This is a genomic window from Streptomyces sp. LBL, assembly GCF_029893585.1.
GTDB lineage: Bacteria > Actinomycetota > Actinomycetes > Streptomycetales > Streptomycetaceae > Streptomyces.
The window spans coordinates 165,540-191,614 of record NZ_JARXYX010000018.1 but is presented as its reverse complement, the minus strand read 5'-3'; the positions used below and the strand labels follow the sequence as shown (position 1 = coordinate 191,614).

The window sequence follows — 26,075 nt, the reverse complement described above, 5'->3', positions numbered from 1 at the left end:
ACGGCCGCCTTACCGCCGGACGGGTATAGGCCAGGCAGACCAACAAAAAGCCACTAGGCCAAAGGGCCTAAAAACACCTAAATCATGATAGACCCCATGATGGCTGACGAGGATTTCGCGGAGTCGGTGCACGATTTTCTTGCACTTCCTGAGCAACCGTGCGCCTGACTGTGCAGGGGTCTCCAAGACGTCCACGCAGGAGGCCGGGGCGTGTAGGTGGTGAACGGTGACGGACGTCGGCGCACTGGACCAAGAACAGGGCTACGAACGGTCGCGAGCGGCGGAGGGCAGACGAGGCCATCGGCAGGTGGCACGGGGAGTGCAACACTTGTTGCCATTGAGTGGAGGTCGAGGAAGGGGAGCCCACGTGCCGCAGGGCAGTCCGCGAGGTACGTACTTGGAGGTCTCGGAATCCCTTCGCGAGAAGATCAGGGACGGCGAGATCACTGAAGCGCTGCCGTCTCAGTCGGCACTCCTGAGCGAGTACGGCGTGAGCCGCAGCACCATCGAGCGGGCGCTTGCCGCGCTCAAGGCCGATGGTGTGATCGAGTCTGTACAGGGCGCCGGATGGTTCGTGGCCGGGACCGGCGACCGCCGGCCGTTGGTCGAGCGGGTGACCGACCTGCTGCGCGGCGGGGAGGTGAAGGTGGGCGACCGCTTCCCCACCGAGAAGGAGCTGTGCGAGCGGTTCGGCGCGTCCCGGACCGCCGTGCGTTCCGCCATCGCGCAGATGGAAGGGCGAGGGTTGATCGGCAAGGGGGCAAGGAGAGGGCGGGAAGTCCTCACCCTGCCGACCGGACGCGAGACGCAGACGGCATGACGACGACGGAACGCACGGAGTTCGACGCGGACGCGGCAGAGGCCATCCTGCGCCGGGCATGCGCGGTCGCCGACCTGGAGCCGGACGGCATCGACATCCTTCGGCTAGGCGACCATGCCGTGTTCCGTGTCGACGGCGGCCGGATCATCTCGCGGGTGGGGCGGGGAGCCGACCGGCTTGCCTCGGTGCGGCGAGAAGTAGCCGTGGCCCGGTGGCTCGCTGACCGGGGGTACCCGGCCGCTCGTCTCGTCACGGACGCTGAACAGCCGATCGTGATCGAAGACCACCCGGTCACCTTCTGGGAAGGGCTCGCAGACGGTGACACGTACGCGAGTACGGCGGAAATGGGCGTGCTACTGCGGCGGCTCCACGATCTGGAGTCGCCGCCTTTTTCGCTGCCGCGACTCCAGCCGTTTGACAAGGTCGCGAGCCGCCTAGAGCGTGCTGCCATCCCGGAGAGTACTCGCGCATTTCTTCGCTCGATGGCGAGCGATTTGGCGGCCGAGTATGGGCGCCTCGAATTCTCGCTTCCGTCGGGTCACCTGCACGGTGACTTCAACGTGGGTAATTTCCTGCGTGACGCGGCCGGACATCCGCGTGTAATTGACCTGGATGGATTCGCCACGGGCCCCCGTGAGTGGGACCTGATGCAAACAGCCATGTACTACGACAGCTCTGGATGGCATACGGAAGCAGAGTATGCGGATTTCGTGGCTGGTTACGGCTTCGACGTGCGTGCATGGGCCGGGTACGCAGTACTGCGGAGCGTGCGAGAACTTCTGATGGTCACGTGGCTCTCGCAGAACGCGGGTGCGAATCCTCGGGCCGCTGACGAGGTTGAGAAGCGGGTAGCGACTCTCCGGTCAGGCGGATCACGCCGAGACTGGGCTCCCTTCTAACTAAGCTTCACGCGTGTCGAATTTGCGGACCAAATCGACGATGGCGTCCCCGCTTACCTCACGCACACCTGGGCCACTACGCACGTAAAATTTTCCGTCATAGGTAACAGGAGTGTTCATAGCCCTGATGTCGATTCTCCAGAGCAGATACCCTTTATAGGTGAAGGGGGTCAACGATGAGGCCACTTCTTCAGCGAACCGAGGCGTCAGCTTAGCACTCCTTATCTTGCTAACGAGCCAGCGGAAATGCTCATCAATACTTCTTCCTAGGCCATCTATCTCGTGCCTCGTCCCGGTGATATAGAACCCCCCAACCTCAATGCTATTTACAGAAGAAAATCTTTTGATTGCGGCCGCATCTTGAGCATCATCTGCGATGCCTACAAGAATCACGCCCTCCGCGCCTGTTCCTGTATTAGCCATCGCTGACGCGATTTTTAGAATCTTGTCGAAATTTCTGTCATCGAACTTCGTCGGGTCGTTGACAGTGCAGAATCCCTGCTTGAGCTCGAAAAGAGCGTCCTCCGTCAGCTTACTCGACAACATCTCCTCAAAAGCGGCTTCGTCCCCCTGGGTGCTCAGCTGACTGATGTCATTCTTTTTGGATAGCAGCTCGAAGTATGTGTTGAGAGTTATTCCGTTTCGCTCCTGGCGTGCTGCCAGAACGAGTACATCTTCCGCCAACTGCTCGATAAAACTGCCCAACTCCATCGATCGGTGCGGTTGAGTCGGCGCGGACTCAGGGTCTCCATCCGAAACGATGTAGCAAGCATTATCGTAGAGGCGAGTTTCTATGAGTCGTTCGTAGAAGCGGTCTGAAATGCGACTGAGGGTACTTGAACGCAACTCGACGCGCGCATTTAGCCTGCCCCTGTCGGGACGCGCAACACGCTCCTGACGTTCTTCCTCGATGAATATGAAGCCAAGGTGCGGCCGGATGCGGTACAGGTCCGGATGTCCGTAACGCATCCTTACGTCGGCGGCAATTGTGCTCAGTTCCTGCATATGATTCCGCATATTATTCCTGAAGGAGGCTGCGGAACTCGCCTTCCAGACTATTGCCGCGAGTGGAACACTGTCCTTGCTGATCACAAGATCCCAGCTTCGATCAACACCTTGCATCATCGGAAGAGTTGCATTGCGCTCCCGCTTAATCCAATCCGGGTCCACACCGCGAGCGACGAGCTCGGAAACCAGGGCTTCTTCGAGGCGTTGCCCGGCTTGGTCGTATGGATAGCCCGAGCCGCCGTCTCGGACCCAAAACTGCTTCGCCGCCTCACTTACTGATTCCAACTTTCCCTACCTTCATCGAAGACATTTAGGGCGTCAAGCCGCATTGCTGTCACAGGCGGAAGGTGCGTGCTTCTTCTGTGAAGGTGCGGAATTCCGCAGCACCTCGCATCATGGGTGAAACTCGCTCACAGAATTCTCGAACGTACTGGACGCAGCGTGCCGACTTCAACTCCTCGCCGAGTTGTAGCGCAGTCTTAGCGATTTCGCAGCCGCGCCCGATTTCACCTTGGTTTATGTAGGCTTCGGCCTGCACCATCGTCGCGAAGAAGTCGCTTCGATTGTTTAGGCCGTCACCGAAGATGGACCCCGCCCCTCGTTCTGCCGCTTCTGCGGACCTACCCAAATCTCGGAAGCAATGACCGATCTCTGCTGCAAGTTCCACTTCGTCGAAATAAGCGATATACGGCGGATCGCTGTCCGGGGTCCGCTGACTGAGCTTGCGCTCCGCCTCTACCAAAGCGAGGTCGCATCCCCGTTCGTCGCCGAGGTGGGCCAGAGCCCGCGCCTCCATCGCGCGGAATTGCGCGGACATCGTGGGGCCCAGCACGCTGGCCGGTCCCGTGTAGGCCGCCCGAGCAAGGGTGGCTGCGTCCTGGTAGCGCCCGAGGAACGTGGCCTGGTGGCTCATCGCCGAAAGGATGCTGCCGCCAAGGAGCCGGTCCCCTGCCGCTTGCGTCATGCGCAGCGCCTGGATGAAGTACCGCTGAGCGATGCCGTGAAGGCCGCTGTCGTACGACATCCCCCCGGCGAGCAAGAGCGCTTCCGCCACAGCCGAGTAGAGCTGTTTGCCCACGGCGTCTGAGTACTTCCCGTCCAGCATGGGGCGGACGTCCGTGTGCAGGTACTGGATCAGGGCGCGTCGGGCGTGGCCACCGCCGAACTTGCCGTCGAGCATGCTGAACGCGTCGGCGGTGGACCGGATCATCTCCACATCCATCGTCCCGATCACACGGTTGCCCGCGCGTGTCAGCTCCCCGTCCGGCGGGGCGACGATCCAGCGCAGGGAAGCCGTGTTCCAGGCGGCCCCGTCGGGCTGCGCCCTGACCAGTACTTCAGCCTCAGCAAGGTCGGCACGCCAGAGGTCCGCGACGGTCTTGGTCGTCGCCTCGGGCCTGTCCGCGAACTCAAGCCCGAGGTCAGGCTGTGCGGAGGACACTGCCGCGTCGCCCATGCCGATGTCGTCAAGGGCGAGCCGGCGCCCCACCTTCTGCCCGATGGCATCCGCGATGAACTGCGGCATGCTGCCACGTGGGATCGCCCCCTTGAGCCACCGCGAGACGTACGTGTGATCGCAGGTGATGTCTTCACCCGACCGGGCGGCAGCGGCGACCACCGCGCGAGCAAGGGACTTGTGCGAGAAGTCGCCTTCCTGCATGAGCGCGGCCAGTCTGGCGTTCGGGTCTGCCATGGAACCCCCAGAGAGCGGCCGTAGTTCCAGCTTGACTCATCGTCACTCTACGCAGGTCAGCGCCGGGGTGCAGAAGGTTTGCACGTAGGAGTGCACGAGTGCACCCCCAAGTACACGCTCCCGAATTCCTCGTCGTCTGGCGACAGTTGAATCACCACCGCACGGGGCAGGCCGGCGGTTCCGAACCATCTCATCGCGCTTGTCGCCGTCGGCAGACGCGGCCTTGGTGGCAGCCTTGTCCGCCGCTTCCTTGGCCAACCGCGCCGTCAGCTCCTCTTCCACGATGACGGGCTGCATCGCGGTCTTGAGCTGTTTCTCCGCCTCATAGAGGGGGCGACCGCAGTCGGCCTCGCGCAGTCGGCCGGCACGCTCACCGTTCCGGCCGAACCGGTGCTGTTGGCGGACGACTCGACACCCGAGACGGTCACCTCGCTCATGGCGGAACAGGGCGGCCGGTTGTCGGTGATGAGCGCGGAGGGCGGCATCTTCGACATCATCGCCGGCCGCTACTCCGGGGCCCCCAACATGGAAGTCTTCCTGAAGGGCCATGCCGGGGACCGGTTGCGGGTAAACCGGCAGACCCGCCGGGAGTACATCGACGCCCCCGCTTTGACGATCGGCCTCGCCGTGCAGCCGGACGTGCTGCGGGATATCGGCAATGTGAAGGGGTTCGAGGGGCGCGGACTACTCGCCCGCTTCCTGTACTCCCTCCCGGCATCCACGGTCGGTGAACGCGAGATCATCACCGACCCGGTCCCCGAAACGACGGCCGCCACCTACACCACCCGGGTCATCGACCTCACCCTGTCCCTGGCGGAGTGGACCGACCCGGCCGTCATCCAGCTCACCCCGGAAGCCGACGCGGCCCTGATCGCCTATCAGAAGCGCATCGAACCGCAGCTCAAGGCGCGCGGCGGCAAGCTCGGCCACATCTCCAACTGGGCCGGAAAGCTCGCGGGGGCAACCGCCCGCATGGCGGCGCTGCTGCTGCACCTCGCCGAACACGGCGGCAACGACGACACGACTCTCGTTCTCCTCACCGTCGAAGAGGCCGCCCGTCGCCTCCGCATCGGCCGGACCACATGCTTCGCCCTCATCCGCACCGGCGAACTGGAGTCCGTCATGGTCGGTGGCCTCCGCCGCGTTCCGGCCGACGCGCCGGCCGCATACGTCACCCGTCTCCGCACCGCACACCAAGCCGCTTGACGACGGCCGGAGCGGCGGCACTCCCGGACAGGACAGCCCGTTGCCCCGGTATCCATCCCGGGACCGCCGACACGTTGAACGCAAGACCCGCGCCGAAGTGACGGCCGCTGTACGCGAGTTGGAGAAGCAGCGAGACGCCAAGACGGTGCGGAAGCCGGGCAAGGCGTGGACGGTCAAGACATGGCTGACGCACTGGATCGAGAACGTTGCACCCCTCGCGGTCAACGACAACACGATGGTTGGGTACCGCGTCGCCGTGCGGAAGCACCTGATCCCAGGCTTGGGGGCTCACCGTCTCGACAGGCTCAAGCCCGAGCACATCGAGGTGTTCTACGCGAACATGCAGGCCAACGGCAGCAAGCCCGGGACCGCCCACCAGGTGCATCGCACCTTCCGAACCGCCCTTAATGAAGCCATACGGCGAGGGCATCTCGGCAAGAACCCCGTTCAGTTGGCCAAGGCCCCGAAGACGGGGGAGTACGAGGTGGAGCCCTACAGCGTCCAAGAGGTACAGCGGTTGCTCAAGGCCGCTGACCAGCACCGCAACTCCGCTCGCTGGGCCGTCGCCCTCGCCCTCGGGCTGGCCAAGGGGAAGTGCTCGGTCTGAGGTGGGAGGACGTGGACCTTGACGGTGGGTTCCTTGTGGTCCGGCGTAGTCGACACCGGCCGCAGTATGCCCACGGGTGCGTGGATCCTTGCGGGCGCAAGGCCGCCGGGTACTGCCCGCAGCGGCGTCGCACGAACCCGGAGCTGTCCACCACCAAGTCGCGTGCCGGCCGTCGCGCCGTCGGTCTCCCCGAACAACTCGTTGACCTGCTCCGTGCCCACCTCAAGGCACAGGAAGGGGAGCGGGCGGCGGCCGGGAAGCGCTGGGAGGAGAACGGGTTGGTCTTCGCCGATGAACACGGGCGTAGCCCGTCCCACCGCCGGGACTGGGCCGAGTGGAAGGCTCTTCTGGCAGAGGCCAAGGTGCGGGACGGGCGACTGCACGACGCGCGCCACACGGCCGCCACGGTCCTACTCATCCTCGGTGTCCCCGAGCGCGCCGTCATGGGCCTCATGGGATGGTCGACCACGGCCATGGCTGCTCGCTATCAGCACATGGTGGACGCCGTGCGGACGGACATCGCGAAGCAGGTGGACGGCCTGATCTGGAAGCCCGAGACGGGCCGACCGGACGATGATGACGATGGAGCCGCTGGGAAGGCCGTGCGGGCTGGGTAGGGGCGGTTGCGGGCCGCAGTTCTTCGATGTGAGAGGTCCGGGCCAACCTGCCCAAATTCGTGCGCATCCGGTCTCAAGCCGCGACATCCTGCCGTTATGGACGAAGGACTTGTGGCGTTAGTGACGGCGGGCGTCGGACTGGTCGGGGCGCTTGGCGGCGCAGCCATGGGCGGACTGGCTGCGGTCCGTGGGGCGCGTATGGGGGCGGAGACCACGGCGCGCGCGACTATCGAACAGGCACGAACCCAGGAGCGTGCTCAGCACGACCACTGGTTGCGGGACGAGAGGAAGCGTGCGGCGGTCCTCATGCTTGAGGTCTATGACAGGTTCACCATCGCCGCGTCCGACGTCACGCGCATGTTCGACCTGGAGATCGAGGCATCAACCGACGTCTGGAGCGCCTATAGCTCGTGCATGAACGAGATTCGGGGGGCCTACTTCCCCCTCCGTCTCCTCGGACCCGCTCGGGTGCATCAGGCGGCACGTCAGCTCTGGCAGTTGATCGAGCAGTACCACGAAGGGATTAAGGAGTGGGCCGACGGCATCATGACGGCGACGGAGGAAACCAGGGCTGAGTGGCGGGCTCGTGAGGAGCAGCAGAGGTACACACTCGGACGTGTGCACAGCGACCTGATTGATGCTGTGAGCGAGTCATTGCAGGGCAATGATGCCGTCCCACGCCCCAACTGAGACGGTAACTGAGACGGAGGACCGAAAGGGCGGCACCCTTCCGGGGCGCCGCCCTTTCGTTCTGCCTGGTCAGGCGGGTAGAGGCCGTGGCGGGAATCGAACCCGCGTAACTCGCTTTGCAGGCGAGTCCCTGAACCACTCGGGCACACGGCCGTGTTGTCGAAAAGACCGTAAGGCGCGGTGAAGGGCAGGCTCAAGGGAACCGTGGGGACTGCAATGCGACTGCCATACGCCGTTCATGAAACGGGTGACCTACGACCAAGGTCCCAGGTCGGCGACGACTCAGGACAGGGGTCAAAGCGGTCCGTGCACCTTACCCTGGCCAGCATGACCGCCCTTGAGCCGCGCGACGCCGCAGTCGCAGAGGAAGCCGCCGCCCGATCCGCCGCAGTCGTGGACGAAGCCGCCGCCGGAGCCGTACCTGGAACCGCCGGAGCCGGTGAGGGTGTGCTCGGGCGGGCGTATCGGGCGCTCAGCGTCGGGATCGTCTCCGTCGTGCTGCTGATCGCCTTCGAGGCGACGGCCGTGGGGACGGCGATGCCTGTTGCGGCGCGGGAGCTGAACGGGGTGTCGTTGTACGCGTTCGCGTTCTCGGGATACTTCACGACCAGTCTGTTCGGGATGGTGCTCGCCGGGCAGTGGTCGGACCGGCGGGGGCCGCTCGGGGCGTTGACCACGGGGATCGGTTGCTTTGCCGCCGGGTTGGTGGTGTCCGGGACGGCCGGTGCGATGTGGTTGTTCATCGTCGGGCGGGCCGTGCAGGGGCTCGGCGGGGGATTGGTGATCGTCGCGTTGTACGTCGTCGTGGGGCGGGCGTATCCGGAGCGGTTGCGTCCGGCCATCATGGCGGCGTTCGCCGCGAGTTGGGTCGTCCCTTCCATCGTCGGGCCGCTCGCCTCGGGCGCGGTGACCGAACATCTCGGCTGGCGCTGGGTGTTCGTCGGCATCCCGGTGCTGGTCGTGTTCCCCCTGGCACTCGCGCTGCCGCAGATACGGCGGCGGGCGGCCGGTCCCGTGGGCGGGGGAGGGGAGGGCGAGCCGGTGGCGTCCTTCGACCTTCGCCGCATCCGGCTCGCCCTGGGTATCTTCCTCGGCGCCGGACTGCTCCAGTACGCCGCCCAGGACCTGCGGTGGATCTCGTGGGTCCCCGGCCTCGCGGGCGCCGCGCTGCTCGTACCGGCGGCCCGGGGGCTGCTGCCCCGCGGCACCTACCGGGCGGCGCGCGGGCTGCCCTCCGTCGTACTGCTGCGCGGGGTCGCCGCCGGGTCCTTCATCTCGGCCGAGTCCTTCGTGCCGCTGATGCTGGTCACCCAGCGCGGGCTGTCCCCGACGCTGGCCGGGCTCTCGCTCGCGGCGGGCGGCGGCACGTGGGCGCTGGCCTCGTGGGTGCAGTCGAGGCCGCGCGTGGAGCCGTACCGGGAACGGCTGATGACGCTGGGCATGGTGCTGGTCGCCACCGCGATCGCCACCGCGCCCAGTGTGCTGATCGAGTCCGTGCCGGCCTGGACCGTCGCCGTCGCCTGGGGATTCGGGTGCTTCGGGATGGGGCTGGTGATCTCCTCCACCAGCGTGCTCCTGCTCCAGCTCTCCGCCCCGGAGGAGGCCGGCAGCAACTCCGCCGCGCTCCAGATATCCGACGGCCTGTCCAATATCGTCCTGCTGTCCGCGGGCGGCGCGGCCTTCGCGGCGCTGGGCGGCGGCATGGTGAGCCATACGGCGGCGCAGGCGTCCGGTGCGCATCCTGCCGCCTTCGTGGCGGTGTTCCTGCCGATGGCGGGGGTGGCGTTGGCGGGGGCCTGGGTGACTGCGCGGGTGCGGCCCGCACAGGAATGCGCGGTACCACAGTGACCCCACTTTTGGTACCGTCATGGTATGGCTATGAATCTTCGTCTGCGTGACGACCAGCAGGAGGCGCTCAAGCTGCGCGCCGAAGAAGAGGGGCGCAGCATGCACGCCATAGTGCTTCAGGCGGTCGACCGGTATCTGGAGCAGGAGGCGGACCGGACGACGGTGCGTCGCCTCGGGGCGAAGTACGCGGCGGCTCATGCCGACCTGTTGCGGCGGCTGGGGGAGTAGATGAAGTACCTCACGGTCCAGGAGGTCCTGGACCTGGCAGAGCTGGCCTGCGCGGGGCAGAAGGTCGCCGTGCGCGATCTGGGCCTGCTCAGCTCGGCCGTGCATCGCCCGCAGTCCCAGATGTTCGGCGTCGAGGCGTACACGGACCTGTTCGAGAAGGCCGCCGCCCTGCTTCAGTCGCTCGCCGTCAACCACCCTCTGGTGGACGGCAACAAGCGCATGGCGTGGATGTCCACGGTCGTGTTCCTCGACTTCAACGGCACGGAGATGGTCGGCGTCGACCAGGACGAGGCGTACAAACTCGTCATCGAGGTGGCGTCGGGCGGCTTGGACGATCTGGGACTGATCGCCCGGCGGCTGAGAGCCCTCCACGAGTCCATGTGACGTGAGTCCCACCTGTGGGCCACCCCGCCTCGTCCGAACATGAACGCCACCGGGCCGCCGGTAGGGTGGCCCGGTTGTCATATGTAGTGGCCCGGTTGTCCTACGCAGCCGAGCACCCCCCACCGTTCGCCGAGCCGCCCGCCCGTCACCCACCGCCGCCCTGCTCGACGCGCTTCGCGCGGCCCCTCACCTTCGGCCCACCCGACCCAACCGACCCACCCGACGGAGACCGTGACTACCACCGCCGCCTCCTCCCACCACCTCTCGCCCGCCTTCCCCGGCCGCGCCCCCTGGGGCACCGCCAGCAAGCTGCGCGCCTGGCAGCAAGGGGCGATGGAGAAGTACGTCCAGGAACAGCCGCGTGACTTCCTCGCCGTCGCGACGCCCGGCGCCGGGAAGACCACGTTCGCGCTGACGTTGGCGTCCTGGCTGCTGCACCACCATGTCGTGCAGCAGATCACCGTGGTCGCGCCGACCGAGCATCTGAAGAAGCAGTGGGCGGAAGCCGCGGCGCGGGTGGGGATCAAGCTGGACCCGGAGTACAGCGCGGGTCCGATCGGCAAGGACTACCACGGCATCGCGGTCACGTACGCCGGTGTCGGCGTACGGCCCATGCTGCACCGCAACCGCGTCGAGCAGCGCAAGACCCTCGTCATCCTCGACGAGATCCACCACGCCGGCGATTCCAAGTCCTGGGGCGAGGCCTGTCTCGAGGCCTTCGAGCCGGCCACCCGGCGACTCACCCTCACCGGAACGCCCTTCCGGTCCGACACCAACCCGATCCCCTTCGTGACGTACGAGGAGGGGAACGACGGGATCCGGCGGTCCGCCGCCGATTTCACCTACGGGTATGGAAGCGCGCTGTCGGACGGGGTCGTCCGGCCCGTCATCTTCCTCTCCTACAGCGGCAACATGCGGTGGCGGACCAAGGCGGGCGACGAGATCGCCGCCCGGCTGGGCGAGCCGATGACCAAGGACGCGGTCAGCCAGGCGTGGCGTACGGCGCTGGATCCGCGCGGCGAGTGGATGCCGAGCGTGCTGCGCGCCGCCGACCAGCGGCTGACGGAGGTCCGGAAGGCCATCCCGGACGCGGGTGCGCTGGTCATCGCCTCCGATCAGGACTCCGCCCGCGCGTACGCCAAACTCATCCGCGAGATCACCGGCAACAAGGCGACCCTCGTGCTGTCCGACGACACCGGCGCGTCCCAGCGGATCGACGACTTCAGCGCCGGCAACGACCGGTGGATGGTCGCGGTGCGGATGGTGTCGGAAGGCGTCGACGTGCCGCGGCTCGCGGTCGGGGTGTACGCCACGACCATCTCCACTCCGTTGTTCTTCGCCCAGGCCGTGGGGCGTTTCGTACGGTCCCGGCGGCGCGGTGAGACCGCCTCCGTCTTCCTGCCGACCGTCCCCGACCTGCTCACCTTCGCCAACGAGATGGAGGTGGAACGGGACCACGCCCTCGACAAGCCGAAGAAGGAGGGCGAGGAGGACCCGTACGCCGAGTCCGAGAAGGAGATGGAGGAGGCGAACAAGGAGGAGGACGAGGACACCGGCGAGCAGGAGCAGTTCTCCTTCGAGGCGCTGGAGTCCGAGGCCGTCTTCGACCGTGTGCTCTACGACGGTGCCGAGTTCGGCATGCAGGCCCGCCCGGGGAGCGAGGAGGAGCAGGACTACCTCGGGATCCCGGGGCTGCTGGAGCCCGACCAGGTCCAGATGCTGCTCCAGAAGCGGCAGGCCCGCCAGATCGCGCACAGCCGCAAGAAGCCGGACGAGGAGGCCGACCTGCTCGAACTGCCCGCCGAGCGGCGGCCGGTGGTCTCGCACAAGGAGATGATGGAGCTGCGCAAGCAGCTCAACACGATGGTCGGCGCGTACGTCCATCAGAGCGGCAAGCCGCACGGGGTCATCCACACCGAGCTGCGCCGGGTGTGCGGCGGGCCCGCGAGCGCCGAGGCCACGGCCGGGCAGCTGCGGCAGCGGATCGCCAAGGTGCAGGAGTGGGCGACCCGGATGCGGTGACCTCGGGCGCCGTCGCCGGGGCTGGGGGCGCCGCATCCGGGACTGGGGGCGCACGGGGCGTGCGTGGCTTACGGGGGCGTATCGGGTGCGCTGGGGCGCGGGAGTGCGGGACGCGGGGATGCGTGGCGTGCGGGGTGTATCGGGTGCGCGCGGCTTCGGATATATCAGGTGGTCCGGGACATGGTGGGCGGGCGCGCGGGACGTGCGGGGTGTGCGCGGGTGGCGTGACCTCGGGTGTGTGCCCTGAGTGCAGAGGTCGTGTACACCGCGTGTGCGGGCCGCTCATATCAGGACAAACAGAGACACTCCGCATCGGTCACTGCCCGGATTCTGGACGGAGCCTTCCGCTCAGCGAACGGGCTTCGCTAATGTCCCGCTACGCATACGCCCCGTGGCAGCGCCGCCGCGGAGCGCAGCCGTGAAGCGACGCGGCCCGGACAGGCCGGGTCGCCGGCCGATCGGCGGCCTCTGAAGCGCGTCGCCGACGGGACTCGGCGACGCATCCGCCACGAGGGGGCTGCCGACCTCACCACTTAAGGAGTGGGCGTCGTGACCGCGGAGACTTCTCAGACGCTCGATCGGGGCCTCAGGGTCCTCAAGCTGCTGGCCGAAACGGACCACGGGCTGACCGTCACCGAGCTTTCCCACAAACTGGGCGTGAACCGGACCGTCGTCTACCGGTTGCTCGCCACGCTGGAGCAGCATGCGCTCGTACGACGTGACCTGGGCGGACGGGCCCGGGTAGGACTCGGGGTGCTACGGCTGGGACACCAGGTGCATCCGCTGGTCCGGGAGGCCGCGCTGCCCGCGTTGCGGTCACTGGCCGAGGATATCGGGGCGACGGCCCATCTGACCCTGGTGGACGGGTCGGACGCGTTGGCTGTGGCGGTCGTCGAGCCCACGTGGACGGAGTATCACGTCGCCTACCGGGCGGGGTTCCGGCATCCGTTGGAGCGGGGGGCCGCGGGGAGGGCGATACTCGCCGCGCGGCAGCAGATGCTGGATGAGCCGGGCTACACGTTGACGCACGGGGAGCTGGAGGCCGGGGCGAGTGGCGCGGCGGCTCCTCTGGTCGGCGTCACGGGAGTCGAGGGCAGCGTGGGGGTCGTGATGCTGGCGGACGCGGTGCCGGAGAGGGTGGGGCCGCGGGTGGTGGACGCGGCGCGAGAGGTCGCGGAGGCTCTGCGCTGACGTTGGCTGAGGTTCTGCGCTGACGTTCGCTGAGGCTCTGCGCCGGTGTTTCGCCGAGCGGGGCACGGGGTGTGCCGGTCAACGTCCATGTGCGCGAGGTGTCGGGGTCCCGGGCGCAGACGGCCTCCGGGGACTCCGGGAGTGAGCCGGTGCCGGGGGTCGGCGCGGGCAGGTCGGGCTCGGGTGACCTGCGCCTGGTCGGAATCCACCTCCGCGTTAGATTGACCTCGTGCTCTCTCGTCTCTCACGCCCCAGGGCCGTCGCCGTCTGCGCTCTGCCTGTCGCGGCTCTGATCGCCACGGCGGCGTTCGCGCCGTTGCCGTTCTCGCTCGCGCAACCCGGTCTGACAGCGAACGTGCTGGGCGAGAACAAGGGCACTCCGGTGATCACGGTCTCCGGTGCGCCGACCCGTGACACCAGGGGCCAGTTGCGGATGACGACCATCGAGGCGACCAACCCGGACGCCCGCGTCTCGCTCGGCGACGTGATCGACAGCTGGTTCCGTACCGACCAGGCGGTCATGCCGCGCGACGCGGTCTACCCGAGTGGGCAGAGCGTCAAGGAGATCGAGCGGCACAACACCGACGAGATGGTGAAGTCCCAGGACGCCGCGACCGAGGCCGCGCTGAAGTACCTCCACCTCAGCGACAAGAAGGTCAAGGTCACGCTGAAGCTCGCCGACGTCGGCGGCCCCAGCGCCGGTCTCCTCTTCACCCTGGGCATCATCGACAAGCTGAACGGCGACGGCAGCGACGGCGACCTCACGGGCGGCCGCACCATCGCCGGTACGGGGACCATCGACGCCGACGGCGACGTCGGCGCGGTCGGGGGAGTGGCCCTGAAGACCCAGGCGGCGCATCGGGACGGGGCGACGGTCTTCCTGGTACCCAAGGCCGAGTGCTCGGACGCCAAGGCCGAGCTGCCGAAGGGGCTGCGGCTGATTCCGGTGACCACGCTCAAGGGCGCGGTGAGTTCCCTGACGGCACTGGAGAGCGGGAAAGGTTCCGTCCCTGGCTGCTGAAGCGACCGCTGAGGGTCCCCGACCGCTGAGGGTCTCCGTCCCTGGCCCAGCTGAGGACTCCGTCCCTAGTGCCGCGGCACTAGCTGCCAACGCTGGGGGTGAGCGTCGGCCTCGGGGTCGCGAGACGCAGGCCCACCTCTACGAGGGTCCAGCCGAGCCGGGTACGGAAGCCGTGCGGTGGCTTGGCGTGGGTGGTGAGGGCGGCGCGGGTGGCGAGGCGGTGAGCCTCGGCCTGGGCGCGGAGTTCGGCGGTGCGTAAGTGGTGCAGGCTGAGATGGATCTCGGGATGCATCGGGCTCTGTCGCCTTTCACAACGGGGTGCTGGGGAAGAGGTGCGTGTGGATGCGGACCGGCTGCGAGTTCGGGGTTTCCTCGGGGAGGGGCCGGTAGCTCTCGACGAGTTCGTGCATCTTCTGGATGAGTTCGCGGGCCGTCTCGGGTGTGAGTCGCCCTGTGAAGTCGCTCAGATCGCTCGCGCTGTCCCATTCCTGAGGCCACTCGTGCTGGTTGCCGAGCCAGGTGGCGACCTCCTGGGTGTGGATGTTGGCGACCTCGAACCGGAACACCGCGGCGGCTCCGCGCACGCTCGGATCCGGGTCCCGCAGCAGGGTGTTGTCGAACACCAGGCCCCCGTCCACCGCCTGCCACCAGCGCTCCCGGCCCTTGCCGTGCTCCGGTGCGTCCTCGATGAAGCCGTGCGTGGCGAGCTGGCGCAGGTGGTAGCTGGTGGCGCCGCTGGACTCGCCCAGCTTCTGGGCCAGTTGGGAGGCGGTGGCGGGACCGCCACGGCGCAGCGCGACCAGCAACTGCATCCGCAGGGGGTGGGCGAGCCCGCGCAGTGAGCGGACGTCGAGCACACGGGGACTGGGCTCTTCGGACATGCGTACAAAGGTAACGTTGCAAAGGCCTCTTTGCAACGGGTTCTTTGCGTCAACTTCTAGGTGCCTTTCTCGCCCCCCGCCGCCTGCTCCACCAGCGGGATGATCCGCAGCGGAACGGGGTTCTCCATGACGATCGCGGTGGAGGCGCGGACGATGCCGTCGAAACCGACCACCCGGTCGATGACCCGCTGGAGATCGGCGTTGGAGCGGGCCACGAGCCGGCACAGCATGTCGCCGGTGCCGGTGGTGGTGTGCAGCTCCAGAACCTCCGGCACGGTCGCCAGGTGCGCCCGGACGTCCGCGCCCTGCCCCTGCCGGATCTGCAACGTCGCGAAGGCCGTGACCGGATAGCCGAGCGCCGCCGGATCCACCTCGGGACCGAACCCGCGGATGACCCCGTTCGACTGAAGCCGGTCCAGGCGTGCCTGCGCGGTCCCCCGGGCCACCCCCAGCCGCCGGGACATCTCCAGCACCCCGATCCGCGGCTCCCGCGCCAGCAGCACGATGATCCGCCCGTCCAGCTGATCGATCCCCATGACGGCCCTCCCGGCCCTGGTCATCCTGTACAGAAAGCCCGCCGAGGCGGATGTATTACTGGTCATGTTGTTCAGCAAAAACACAAACTGTTGCGCACCTTGCTTCACGGGGGTGAGGCTTCCACTATGACGCAGACCACACACCACACTCCCGACACCGCCCGGCAGGCCGATCCCTTCCCGGTCAAGGGAATGGACGCGGTCGTCTTCGCCGTGGGCAACGCCAAGCAGGCCGCGCACTACTACTCCACCGCCTTCGGCATGAGGCTGGTCGCCTACTCCGGGCCGGAGAACGGCACCCGCGAGACCGCCTCGTACGTGCTGGAGAACGGCTCCGCCCGCTTCGTGTTCACCTCCGTCATCAAGCCCGCCACCCCCTGGGGCCACTTCCTCGCCCAGCACGTGGCCGAGCACGGCGACGGCGTCGTCGACCTCGCCATCGAGGTCCCGGACGCGCGCGCCGCGTACGCCTACGCGACCGAGCACGGCGCCCGCTCCGTCGCCGAGCCGTACGAGGTCAAGGACGAGCACGGCACCGTCGTCCTCGCCGCGATCGCCACGTACGGCGAGACCCGCCACACGCTGGTCGAGCGCACCGGCTACGACGGCCCGTACCTGCCCGGATACGTGACGGCCGCGCCCATCGTCGAGCCGGCCGCGCACCGCACCTTCCAGGCCGTCGACCACTGCGTCGGCAACGTCGAACTCGGCCGGATGAACGAGTGGGTCGGCTTCTACAACCACGTCATGGGCTTCACGAACATGAAGGAGTTCGTGGGCGACGACATCGCCACCGAGTACAGCGCCCTGATGTCGAAGGTCGTCGCCGACGGCACGCTCAAGGTCAAGTTCCCGATCAACGAGCCCGCCCTCGCCAAGAAGAAGTCCCAGATCGACGAGTACCTGGAGTTCTACGGCGGCGCCGGCGTCCAGCACATCGCGCTGAACGCCGACGACATCGTGCGGACGGTACGGACCATGCGGGCGGCCGGAGTGCAGTTCCTCGACACCCCGGACTCGTACTACGACACCCTCGGCGAGTGGGCCGGCGACACCCGCGTCCCCGTGGAGACCCTGCGCGAGCTGAAGATCCTCGTCGACCGCGACGAGGACGGCTACCTCCTGCAGATCTTCACCAAGCCGGTCCAGGACCGCCCGACCGTGTTCTTCGAGATCATCGAACGCCATGGCTCGATGGGCTTCGGCAAGGGCAACTTCAAGGCCCTGTTCGAAGCGATCGAACGGGAGCAGGCCAAGAGGGGCAACCTCTAGTCACCCCTTTCATCCCCTTTCATCCCCTTCACCCCCTTCATCCATTTCACTCCTTCGCGTCCATCGCCGGCACGTCCTTCACGGACGGCTCCCCCAGCGCCGTCAGCGCCGCCCGAGCCGTCCGCGCGTGGAGCGGCGAGAAGTACGGGTTGATCCGCAGCGCCTCCTGCAGGTGCCTGCGGGCCGGCCCGTACCGCTCCAGCGCCCGCTCGGTCATGCCTCGGTGGTAGGCGTACGGCGCACTCCGTACGCCCCCCTTCTTCGCCTTGTCCGTCGCCACCGTCGCGAACCGCAGCGCCTCCTCGTCCTGCCCCGCCCGGTGCAGCGCCCAGCCCAGCGCGTCGGCCACCGCCATCCCCGGCTGCCGGGCCCACTCGGCCCGCAACAGCCGTACGGCGGCGGCCGGATTTCCGTGGTCCGCCTCGAACCGCCCGAGCACCAGGTCCTCGTCCGCCCCGCCCGCGGCGGCGTCACGCACCCGCGCCCGCAGCAGCTCGTACTGCGCCCGGGCCGCCTTCCCGAGCCCCAGCGACTCGTACAACTCGCCCAACTCCAGCGCGTACTGCGGACACGACTGCTTGGCCGGCGCCGCCCGGTAGACGTTCAGCGCCTCCGTCACCCGGCCCAGCGCCGCGAGCGCCCGCCCCTGCCCGGCCTGCGCGGCCCGCTGGTCGGGGTCGAAACGCACCGCCTCCTGGAACTGCCGCAGCGCCTCCTCCCGCTCACCGCTGTCCCAGGCCAGCTGCCCGGCCCGCTCCAGATAGGCCGCCCGCTCGGCCGGCGCCCGAGCCCCCGCCGCCGCGTCGGACAACGAGGCCGCCGCATCCTCCGGCCGGCCCTGGTCCCAGTAGACGACCGCGGCCCGCGCCAGCACGTCCGGCCCGGAGCGCAGCTCCCTCAGCCTGTCCAGCGCGCCCCGGGCAGCCTTCTGGTCGCCGAGACCGGTGTAGGCGTCGATCAGCAGCGGATACGTCGTCCAGCGACGGGGCTCGGCTGTCCGGGCGGCCTCGGCCCAGGCCTTCGCCGTCCGGAAGTCCCGGCGCGCGTTCGCCAGGGCCGCCAGCCCGCTGAGCGCGTCGGCGTTCCCCTTCCCGTACACCTTCAACGACGCACGCAGCGCCGCCTCCGCCCTCGGGTAGTACGCCGGGTCCGCGGTCCGCCGCCCCTGCTCCACATACGCCGTTCCCAGCACCGCCCACGACCCGGCGTCCCGGGGATGCGCCCGCACCCGGGCCTCGCGCTCACCGATCAGCGCCGCCAGGTCGGGCAGCGCGGCCGGCACTCCCGCGGCGACCGCCGCGTGGGCCTGCGCCCCCGGTGCCGGTGCGGGCGCCCGGGTCTGTGTACGCTCCCCGGGCAGCAGCATCAGCACCACGCCGAGCGCGGCACACCCGGCGACCGAGGCGATCAGCGCATGATTGCTGGAGCCGCGGACCGGCGGGGGAGCCTCCTCGTCGTTCTCCATGGCGCTCACTGTGCGCCAGTACGACGACCACACCCCGGCTTACGACAGCTGCCGTACACGGGGTTCACACCGATGGCCCCTGGTGCGACGCTGTGATCATGAGCCGTATCGAAGCGCCTCGCGACGGAGCCGCCGACGACACCGGAGCCGCCGGAGCCGCCGGAGCCGCTGAAGCCGCCGGAGCCGCCGAAGACACAGCAGCGACCGGCGACCTCTGCGATCGTCTGCTGGCCGGCCTGCCCGCCGACGCCGTCCTCACCGACCCGGACATCACGGCTTCCTACGCCAACGACATGGCCAGCTTCTGCCCGGCCGGCGCCCCGGCGGTGGTCGTACTGCCGCGCACGGTCGAGCAGGTCCAGCACGTCATGCGCACGGCCACCGAGCTGCGGGTCCCGGTCGTCCCGCAGGGCGCCCGCACGGGCCTGTCGGGCGCGGCCAACGCCTCCGACGGCTGCATCGTGCTGTCCCTGATCAGGATGGACCGCATCCTGGAGATCAACCCGGTCGACCGCGTCGCCGTCGTCGAACCGGGCGTCATCAACGCGACCCTGTCCCGCGCGGCCGGCGAACACGGACTCGCCTACCCGCCGGACCCCTCCAGCTGGGAGACGTGCACGATCGGCGGCAACATCGGCACCGCGTCCGGCGGCCTGTGTTGCGTGAAGTACGGCGTGACGGCCGAGTACGTCCTCGGCCTGGACGTCGTCCTGGCCGACGGACGGCTCATGTCCACCGGCCGCCGTACGGCGAAGGGTGTCGCCGGATACGACCTCACCCGCCTCTTCGTCGGCTCCGAGGGCTCGCTCGGCATCGTCGTACGGGCCACCCTGGCCCTGAGGCCGCAGCCGCCCGAGCAGCTGGTGCTGGCGGCCGAGTTCCCGTCCGGGGCCGCAGCCTGTGACGCCGTGTGCCGGATCATGGCGGGCGGTCATGTGCCGTCCCTCCTCGAACTGATGGACCGTACGACGGTGAAGGCCGTCAACGACCTCGCGCACATGGGACTCCCGGAGAGCACGGAAGCCCTGCTGCTGGCCGCCTTCGACACGGCCGACGCGGCCGCCGACCTCGCCGCTCTCGGCGCGTTGTGCGAGGCGGCCGGCGCCACCCAGGTCGTCCCGGCCGACGACGTGGCCGAGTCCGAACTGCTCCTTCAGGCACGCCGGTTGTCGCTCAACGCGCTGGAGGCGGTGAAGGGCACGACGATGATCGACGACGTGTGCGTGCCCCGCTCCAAGCTCGCCGAGATGCTCGATGGGACCGAGCGGATCGCCGAGAAGTACCAGCTCACCATCGGGCTCGTCGCCCATGCCGGCGACGGCAACACCCACCCCACGGTCTGCTTCGACGCCCAGGACCCCGACGAGTCCCGGCGCGCCCGTGAGTCCTTCGACGAGATCATGGCGCTCGGCCTGGAACTCGGTGGCACGATCACCGGCGAACACGGGGTGGGCGTCCTGAAGAAGGAGTGGCTGGCACGCGAGATCGGGCCGGTCGGGGTGGAGATGCAGCGCCAGATCAAACAGGTCTTCGACCCGCTGGGCATCCTCAACCCCGGCAAGCTCTTCTGAACCACCCGAGCGTTCTCCAGTCGGCGGGGCAGTCGGCGAAACCTTCTCAAAAGTGTGGGTCCAGCGGGACTGGCGGTGAGGGTTGCGCCGGTCTGATAGATGTGGAGGCCCCCATTTGACCCCCGAGCAGATACGGGACGACGGACATGAGCGCCCCAACCCCGGCCCCCGGTGACGACAGGCCCCGCGAAGGGTATTACCCGGACCCGTCCATTCCTGGATATGTCCGGTACTGGAACGGCACCGCCTGGGTACCGGGCACCAGCCGTCCGGCACCTACGGACGGCGCACCGCTCGCCCCTCCGTCCGGCGACGCCCCGGCCCATTCCCCGGCGGGCCACGCGGGCCCGGCCGGCCAGGCAGGCCATGCAGACCCGGCCTCCCCGGCCGTCTCGGTGGAGGCGACGGGTCCGCACTTCTTCGACGAGGACCCGGTCGGCGAAGCCGGTCCGTCCGGTCCGTCCGGTCCGTCCGGTCCGGCCTCGTCGGCCGCCGCCCCGCACGGCGGTCTCCCCGCACCCGCGGCCGCCTGGGGCGCCGACCGCTCCCACCAGTCGGGCTTCGGCGGCGACCAGGACCGCCGCGTGTCCTGGGGCGCTCCGCAGGGCGCCCAGCCGGGAGGTTCGCAAGGCGTCCACCCGGGAGGCGCGCCGGTTGTTGATCCGCGGGTGCAGGGTGCGGCGCCGAGGTCCACCGACGGGCCCTCCCAGCCCGACGGCCGCTCCGCCCGTACGGACGGCACCGCGACGATCCCGCCCGCCGAGCCGGACGACGCGGGCGGGGGCAGCACCTTCGTCTTCCGCAGGCCCACGCCGGGACCCGGGGGAGCGGCGTCCGGCACCGGAACTCCCGGTGTCCCGGGCCCCGGTGGCCCCCCTGCTGACGAGGGCACCGTGACCTTCCGCGCGCTCTCCCCCCGGACGCCCCAGCAGAGCGGGGCGGCGGGGGCGCACCAGCCGAGCCGGCCGAGCACCGGTATCCAGGGCCCCGGAGCCGCCCAGGCAACGCCCGGCGCGGCACCCGGAGCGTTCGGCGCCCAGTTCTCCGGGACCGGGGGCACGGATCCGGCTGGTCCGGGCGGTCCGGGCGGTCCGGGCGGTTCGGCCGGGGGACCCGGTGGGCCGGGAACGCCCGGCGCGGCCGGCGACCCCGGCAACGGCACCCGATCCGCCTCCCCGGACGCCCCCGGATCCCTCGGCTTCGGTGCCGGAGCCGCAGCCGCCCGTGCCGCCGCCGAGCTGCCCCAGGCGGGCGCCGGAGCCGGGACTGCCGCCCAGGCCCCCTCCGCAGTCCCCGCTGCCCGCACCGACTCCTACGGCCCGCAGGCGACCCCCGCACCCGCCCCGAACGTGCCCCACCAGCCCGGCGGCCCCCAGCCGGCCGACCCTCACTTCAGCGTGCCCCAGCCCGGCCCGGGAGGACCCGGCGGCCCCGCTCCCATGGCCTCCGCTCCCATGGCCTCCGGCCCCGGTGGCGGCCAGTCCTCCTGGGCTCAGCAGGTGCATCGACTCGCGGGGGCGGACGAGGACCAGCCCCCCGGGTCCTGGAAGCCGCCCGTCGACGACATCTTCCAGGCAGCCGCCCGGCGTCAGGCGTCGGCCCGCCCGGCGGGGCTCGGCAAGCGGCTGGCCGCCCGGCTGGTGGACACGGTGGTGCTCGTAGGGGTCACCGCCGTGGCCGCCGTACCGCTCGGCACCAAGGCGATCGACCACGTCAACGAGAAGATCGACGCGGCCAAGCTGTCCGGCGAGACCGTCACGGTCTGGCTGCTCGACGGCACGACGTCGACGTATCTCGGCATCGTGCTCGCCGTTCTGCTCCTCTTCGGTGCCCTCTACGAGGCGCTGCCCACCGCAAAGTGGGGCCGCACCCTCGGCAAGAAGCTGTTCGGTCTGGACGTGCGGGACATCGAGGGCCACGAGCCCCCGTCCTTCGGCCTGGCCCTGCGCCGCTGGCTGGTCTACAGCGTGCCCGGCCTGCTCGCCGTCGGTGTCCTGGGTGTCCTGTGGTGCTTGTTCGACCGGCCGTGGCACCAGTGCTGGCACGACAAGGCCGCACACACGTTCGTGGCGGGCTGACCGGTTACCCGGTTACCCGGTTACCCGGGTAAGGCGAAAGCGCGGGAGGATCCGGTACTCCGGACGGCCGCTCGCCGGATGCGGAGCGGGAGGGTTCGCGGTCGACTCGGGCCATGAGCAGCGAACCGCCCCCCGGCTCCGGTCAGCCCCCGGAAGACGACCCGTTCAGGAAGCAGCCCCCGCCTGACGAGGGCGCCGGTTCACCGTACGGCGCTCAGCCCCCGTACGGCAGTCAGCCCCCGCCCCACCAGGGCGACCCCTACGGTGGTGGCGGCCCGTACGGCGGCGGCGGTCCCTCCGGCGGCGGGACCTACCCCGGCGACTCGCTGGCCGGCATGCCGCCGCTCGCTCCGAGCGGTAAGCGCACCCTCGCCCGGATCCTCGACATGATCATGGTCGGCATCGTGGTCTGGCTGCTGACCCTGGCCTTCGGCGTGCGCGAGTACACCATGGACAACAACAAGATCGAGTACGGCAAGTCGTTCGGGCAGTCGCTGATCGCCGCCGTGCTCTACATCGCCTACGACACCGTCATGATCAGCAGGTCGGGACAGACACTCGGCAAGAAGTGGCTGGGGATGCGGGTCGCCAACCTCGACAACGGCGCCACGCCCTCCGCCCAGACCACGCTGATCCGCTCGGCGGTGCTGTGGATCCCGTTCGCCTTCTGCTGCGCCTGCATCTGGACCGCCATCTGTGGCGGCTGGAGCTACTTCGACAAGCCCTACAAGATGGGTCTGCACGACAAGGCGGCCAAGACGGTGGTGGTCAGCGCGGACTGACGACCTTCCTCCGGAGCGGAGAGCGCGGACTGGCGACCTTCGTGCGGGAGAGCGCGAACTGGCGACCTTCTCGCGGGAGAGCGCGAACTGGCGACCTTCTCGCGGGAGAGCGCCAACTGACGAACCTCACCCGGGCGAGCACCGACTGACCGCCCCTCAGCCGGGAGTCAGGAGGCAGCGCGCTCGTGCACCGGCCGTTCGGACGCCGCCGCGGCGATCGAGGAGGCCGCCGGGACGGGTGCCTGCGACGGCGCCGTCACCGTTGCCGTCACCGTCTCTCCGGCCTGCGCGGCGGGCCGGTTCACCGCGACCACGCGGGACTTCGGCATCGGGACGGTCATGGCGACCAGCAGCCCGAGTGCGAGCGCCGCGAGGGCGATGATCGCGATCCCCACGCCGGAACTCGTCTGTGACAGCAGCAGCATGGCGAGCGTCGAGCAGATCACGGTGCACGAACCGTAGACGAGCTGTGCGGCCGTCGGGCGAGGCGTGACAGTCGGACGAGGCATGGCAATCGTGTCCTCGGAAGTGGGGATCCACGGGGGCGTCGGCCTGGCTTTCCACCGTTTTGGGGCGTTCCGCCAATCGACTCTCATCGCCTGCATGCCCGAGTGGAAGGAACGGTAAGCCTGACCTGACCAACAGTGCCGGAGCATAGGGGGCGCACGGGTTCACAGTGTCCAGCCTGTGGACAGAACCGCGCGCCCGTTCGAAAGCGTTTGTGTCGCGCTCCGGCGTTCGTCAAGCGGACGTCATCTGCACATAGTGCAATTGACCTGTCCGAGTCAAGGTCTGTCTTTTCTTGCCAACCTCTAGTCAAATGTCGTCACTTGACTACACGCGTTGAACACGCGCGCGCGGGGACCCACCAGGCCCAGGACTCCCTCCTTCCGCGCGCCCGGACGCGGGGGAGGAACTCAAGTGACCAGCAGATCCTGGCAGTTCAGATCGGCGGCGACAGTCGTCGCACTCGCCGCGGCCACGGCCACCTTTTCGAGCTTCACGGTGGCCCAGGCCGATACGGCCGCCGTACCCGCGGCCGTGGACGGGCATGACCCGCAACCGGCCAAGATGAAGGAACACAACCTGGACGGTCCGCTGTCCAAGACCCGGGAGGCCCAGCGCGAAGAGGCGCTCAACCAGGTCATATCCGGCGCCGCCAAGGTCAAGGACCGCGACGGCTCCAAGGTCGTCAAGCTCAAGGGCGACGACAAGTACGTCGAACTCGGCCGCGAGAAGACCGACAAGATCTTCACGATCCTGGTCGAGTTCGGCGACCAGGTCGACAGCCGCTACGGCGGCACCCCCGGCCCGCTCCACAACGGGATAGCCCAGCCCGACCGGGCGCAGAACAACAGCACGGACTGGCAGGCGGACTACAACCAAAAGCACTTCCAGGACCTCTACTTCGGCTCCGGCAAGAAGACCGAGTCGCTGAAGAAGTACTACGAGAAGCAGTCCTCGGGCCGCTACTCGGTCGACGGCGAGGTCACCGACTGGGTCAAGGTCCCCTACAACGAGGCCCGTTACGGCTCCAACAAGGCGTCCACCGGCGCCTGGTACGCGGTGCGGGACGGTGTCGACGCCTGGGTCGCCGAGCGCGAGGCCGCCGGTGACACCGCCGCCGAGATCAAGGCGGAGCTGGCCGAGTTCGACCAGTGGGACCGCAACGACTTCGACGGCGACGGCGACTTCAACGAGCCCGACGGCTACATCGACCACTTCCAGATCGTGCACGCCGGCGAGGACGAGTCCGCGGGCGGCGGCGCCCAGGGCGAGGACGCCATCTGGGCCCACCGCTGGTACGCCTTCGGCACCGACGCCGGCACCACCGGCCCGGACACCAACAAGCTCGGCGGCACGCAGATCGGCGACACCGGAATCTGGGTCGGCGACTACACCATCCAGCCGGAGAACGGCGGCCTGGGCGTCTTCGCCCACGAGTACGGCCACGACCTCGGCCTGCCCGACGAGTACGACACCGCGGGCGGCGAGAACTCCACCGGCTTCTGGACGTTGATGTCGTCCGGTTCCTGGCTCGGCACCGGCAAGGACGCCATCGGTGACCTGCCCGGCGACATGGGCGCCTGGGACAAGCTGCAACTCGGCTGGCTCGACTACGACATCGCCCAGGCGGGCGTGAAGTCGAAGCACACCCTCGGCGTCGCGGAGTACAACACCAAGAACCCGCAGGCCCTCGTGGTCCAACTGCCCGACAAGACGGTCACCACCGAGGTGGTCGCCCCGGCGCAGGGCAGCAGGCAGTGGTGGAGCGGCAGCGGCGACGACCTGCGCAACTCCCTTGCCCGCACGGTCGATCTGACCGGCAAGTCCTCGGCGAGCCTCACCCTGGACGGCTGGTGGGACATCGAGGCGGACTTCGACTACCTCTACACCGAGGTCTCCACGGACGGCGGCACCAACTGGACGCCGGTCGACGGCAAGCTGGCCGACGGCAGCGCCATCCCGCGTGACGGCAGCGACAAGCCCGCCCTCACCGGCACGGTGGACGCGTACCAGAAGCTGACGTTCCCGCTTGACGCCTACGCGGGCCAGAAGATCGGCCTGCGCTTCCGCTACCAGACCGACGGCGGTGTGGCCCAGAAGGGCTTCGCGGCCGACCAGATCACCGTGACGGCCGACGGCGCCGCCCTGTTCTCCGACAACGCCGAGTCCCTGGACGCGGCTTGGACGGCGAACGGCTTCTCCCGCATCGGCGCGTCCTTCACGGACGACTACCCGCAGTACTACATCGCCGAGAACCGTCAGTACGTGTCGTACGACAAGACGCTGAAGAGCGGCCCGTACAACTTCGGCTTCTCGACGACCCGTCCGGACTGGGTGGAGCACTACGCCTACCAGAACGGCCTGTTGATCTGGAAGTGGGACACCTCCCAGGCCGACGACAACACCAGCCAGCACCCCGGTCAGGGCCTGATCCTGCCGATCGACTCCCACCCGACGCCGCTGAAGTGGTCCAACGGCACGCTGATGCGAGGCCGTGTCCAGGCCTTCGACTCGACCTTCACCCGGCAGCAGACGGACGCGATCACGCTGCACAGCGCGGACGTCCCGACCAAGATCAAGTCGCGGGTCGGGGTGCCGGTCTTCGACGACGGAACCTCGACGTACTACGACACCTCGAACCCGTCAGCGGGCGTCAAGGTCACTGACACCAACACCCGGATCAAGATCACCAAGGAGCCGGCGGACGGCTCGACGATCTCGGTCCAGGTAGGACCGTCCGCGAAGTAGA

The 26,075-nt window shown here is 68.7% G+C and carries 22 protein-coding genes, 1 tRNA gene and 2 pseudogenes; 17 read left to right on the top strand and 8 right to left on the bottom strand.

Annotated elements, in window-relative coordinates; translation table 11 throughout:
- Positions 1–397 precede the first annotated feature (397 nt).
- Positions 398–820, top strand: a complete 423-nt coding sequence (locus tag M2271_RS22725) for a GntR family transcriptional regulator (RefSeq protein ID WP_280889125.1) — start codon at positions 398–400, stop codon at positions 818–820.
- Positions 817–1,719, top strand: a complete 903-nt coding sequence (locus M2271_RS22720) for an aminoglycoside phosphotransferase family protein (RefSeq protein WP_280889124.1) — start codon at positions 817–819, stop codon at positions 1,717–1,719. The genes M2271_RS22725 and M2271_RS22720 overlap by 4 nt, the downstream gene beginning before the upstream one ends.
- Here M2271_RS22720 and M2271_RS22715 read toward each other — a convergent pair whose 3' ends face one another.
- The gene (locus M2271_RS22715; RefSeq protein ID WP_280889123.1) at positions 1,720–3,012 is read right to left on the bottom strand and encodes a PaeR7I family type II restriction endonuclease; all 1,293 of its coding nucleotides are present in this window, start codon (positions 3,010–3,012) and stop codon (positions 1,720–1,722) included. It abuts the gene before it with no gap.
- Positions 3,013–3,061: 49 nt separating this feature from the next.
- A complete protein-coding gene (locus M2271_RS22710) occupies positions 3,062–4,420 on the bottom strand; it encodes a hypothetical protein (protein WP_280889122.1) in 1,359 nt (452 codons plus the stop codon).
- 333 nt (positions 4,421–4,753) lie between these two features.
- Between M2271_RS22710 and M2271_RS22705 the strand changes: the two are divergent.
- The 4 genes and pseudogenes from M2271_RS22705 to M2271_RS22690 all read left to right on the top strand — a co-directional run.
- Positions 4,754–5,425 (top strand): annotated as a pseudogene (locus M2271_RS22705) (YfjI family protein); the annotation flags it as partial.
- Positions 5,402–5,626, top strand: a complete 225-nt coding sequence (locus M2271_RS22700) for an excisionase family DNA-binding protein (RefSeq protein ID WP_280889134.1) — start codon at positions 5,402–5,404, stop codon at positions 5,624–5,626. The pseudogene M2271_RS22705 and the gene M2271_RS22700, both read left to right, overlap by 24 nt.
- A 61-nt stretch (positions 5,627–5,687) precedes the next feature.
- Positions 5,688–6,850, top strand: a pseudogene (locus M2271_RS22695) (tyrosine-type recombinase/integrase); the annotation flags it as partial.
- Positions 6,851–6,946: 96 nt separating this feature from the next.
- Positions 6,947–7,540: a hypothetical protein gene (locus M2271_RS22690; protein ID WP_280889121.1), complete on the top strand. Its 594-nt coding sequence runs from the start codon at positions 6,947–6,949 to the stop codon at positions 7,538–7,540.
- A gap of 81 nt (positions 7,541–7,621) precedes the next feature.
- Here M2271_RS22690 and M2271_RS22685 read toward each other — a convergent pair.
- Positions 7,622–7,693, bottom strand: a tRNA-Cys gene (locus M2271_RS22685).
- A gap of 174 nt (positions 7,694–7,867) precedes the next feature.
- Here M2271_RS22685 and M2271_RS22680 point away from each other — a divergent pair.
- The 6 genes from M2271_RS22680 to M2271_RS22655 all read left to right on the top strand — a co-directional run bounded on the left by M2271_RS22680 (position 7,868) and on the right by M2271_RS22655 (position 14,234).
- Positions 7,868–9,388: an MFS transporter gene (locus M2271_RS22680; protein WP_280889120.1), complete on the top strand. Its 1,521-nt coding sequence runs from the start codon at positions 7,868–7,870 to the stop codon at positions 9,386–9,388.
- Positions 9,389–9,418: 30 nt separating this feature from the next.
- The gene (locus M2271_RS22675; protein ID WP_280889133.1) at positions 9,419–9,616 is read left to right on the top strand and encodes an Arc family DNA-binding protein; all 198 of its coding nucleotides are present in this window, start codon (positions 9,419–9,421) and stop codon (positions 9,614–9,616) included.
- Positions 9,617–10,000, top strand: a complete 384-nt coding sequence (locus tag M2271_RS22670; RefSeq protein WP_280889119.1) for a type II toxin-antitoxin system death-on-curing family toxin — start codon at positions 9,617–9,619, stop codon at positions 9,998–10,000. It abuts the gene before it with no gap.
- A 231-nt stretch (positions 10,001–10,231) separates the two neighbouring features.
- Positions 10,232–12,022: a DEAD/DEAH box helicase gene (locus tag M2271_RS22665; RefSeq protein WP_280889118.1), complete on the top strand. Its 1,791-nt coding sequence runs from the start codon at positions 10,232–10,234 to the stop codon at positions 12,020–12,022.
- Positions 12,023–12,571: 549 nt separating this feature from the next.
- Entirely contained in the window at positions 12,572–13,213 is a 642-nt protein-coding gene (locus tag M2271_RS22660) for a helix-turn-helix domain-containing protein (protein ID WP_280889117.1), read from the top strand.
- Between the two features lie 229 nt (positions 13,214–13,442).
- A complete protein-coding gene (locus tag M2271_RS22655) occupies positions 13,443–14,234 on the top strand; it encodes a S16 family serine protease (protein ID WP_280889116.1) in 792 nt (263 codons plus the stop codon).
- 79 nt (positions 14,235–14,313) lie between these two features.
- On the opposite strand, the gene M2271_RS22650 is transcribed toward M2271_RS22655, so the two are convergent.
- Genes M2271_RS22650 through M2271_RS22640 form a run of 3 tightly spaced genes read right to left on the bottom strand, consistent with a single transcriptional unit; the run spans position 14,314 to position 15,651 of the window.
- Positions 14,314–14,526, bottom strand: a complete 213-nt coding sequence (locus tag M2271_RS22650) for a hypothetical protein (protein WP_280889115.1) — start codon at positions 14,524–14,526, stop codon at positions 14,314–14,316.
- Between the two features lie 16 nt (positions 14,527–14,542).
- Positions 14,543–15,115, bottom strand: coding sequence for a winged helix-turn-helix domain-containing protein (locus tag M2271_RS22645; protein ID WP_280889114.1), 573 nt, complete (start codon positions 15,113–15,115; stop codon positions 14,543–14,545).
- Between the two features lie 56 nt (positions 15,116–15,171).
- Positions 15,172–15,651: an Lrp/AsnC family transcriptional regulator gene (locus M2271_RS22640; RefSeq protein ID WP_280889113.1), complete on the bottom strand. Its 480-nt coding sequence runs from the start codon at positions 15,649–15,651 to the stop codon at positions 15,172–15,174.
- Between the two features lie 126 nt (positions 15,652–15,777).
- Between M2271_RS22640 and hppD the strand changes: the two genes are divergently transcribed.
- A complete protein-coding gene (gene hppD / locus M2271_RS22635) occupies positions 15,778–16,923 on the top strand; it encodes a 4-hydroxyphenylpyruvate dioxygenase (RefSeq protein ID WP_280889112.1) in 1,146 nt (381 codons plus the stop codon).
- A gap of 46 nt (positions 16,924–16,969) precedes the next feature.
- On the opposite strand, the gene M2271_RS22630 is transcribed toward hppD, so the two are convergent.
- On the bottom strand, positions 16,970–18,388 hold the full coding sequence (locus M2271_RS22630; RefSeq protein ID WP_280889111.1) for a tetratricopeptide repeat protein: 1,419 nt from the start codon (positions 18,386–18,388) through the stop codon (positions 16,970–16,972).
- Between the two features lie 98 nt (positions 18,389–18,486).
- Here M2271_RS22630 and M2271_RS22625 point away from each other — a divergent pair, with 98 nt between their 5' ends.
- From M2271_RS22625 to M2271_RS22615, 3 genes are all read left to right on the top strand, one after another.
- Positions 18,487–19,959 (top strand): FAD-linked oxidase C-terminal domain-containing protein, encoded by a 1,473-nt coding sequence (locus tag M2271_RS22625; protein WP_280889110.1) that lies wholly within the window; start codon positions 18,487–18,489, stop codon positions 19,957–19,959.
- A 146-nt stretch (positions 19,960–20,105) separates the two neighbouring features.
- A complete protein-coding gene (locus M2271_RS22620; protein WP_280889109.1) occupies positions 20,106–22,037 on the top strand; it encodes an RDD family protein in 1,932 nt (643 codons plus the stop codon).
- A gap of 113 nt (positions 22,038–22,150) precedes the next feature.
- Positions 22,151–22,819: an RDD family protein gene (locus M2271_RS22615; protein WP_280889108.1), complete on the top strand. Its 669-nt coding sequence runs from the start codon at positions 22,151–22,153 to the stop codon at positions 22,817–22,819.
- 167 nt (positions 22,820–22,986) lie between these two features.
- Here M2271_RS22615 and M2271_RS22610 read toward each other — a convergent pair whose 3' ends face one another.
- Entirely contained in the window at positions 22,987–23,328 is a 342-nt protein-coding gene (locus M2271_RS22610; protein WP_280889107.1) for a hypothetical protein, read from the bottom strand.
- 412 nt (positions 23,329–23,740) lie between these two features.
- Here M2271_RS22610 and M2271_RS22605 point away from each other — a divergent pair, with 412 nt between their 5' ends.
- On the top strand, positions 23,741–26,074 hold the full coding sequence (locus tag M2271_RS22605; protein ID WP_280889106.1) for an immune inhibitor A domain-containing protein: 2,334 nt from the start codon (positions 23,741–23,743) through the stop codon (positions 26,072–26,074).
- The last annotated feature ends 1 nt before the right edge of the window (position 26,075 follow it).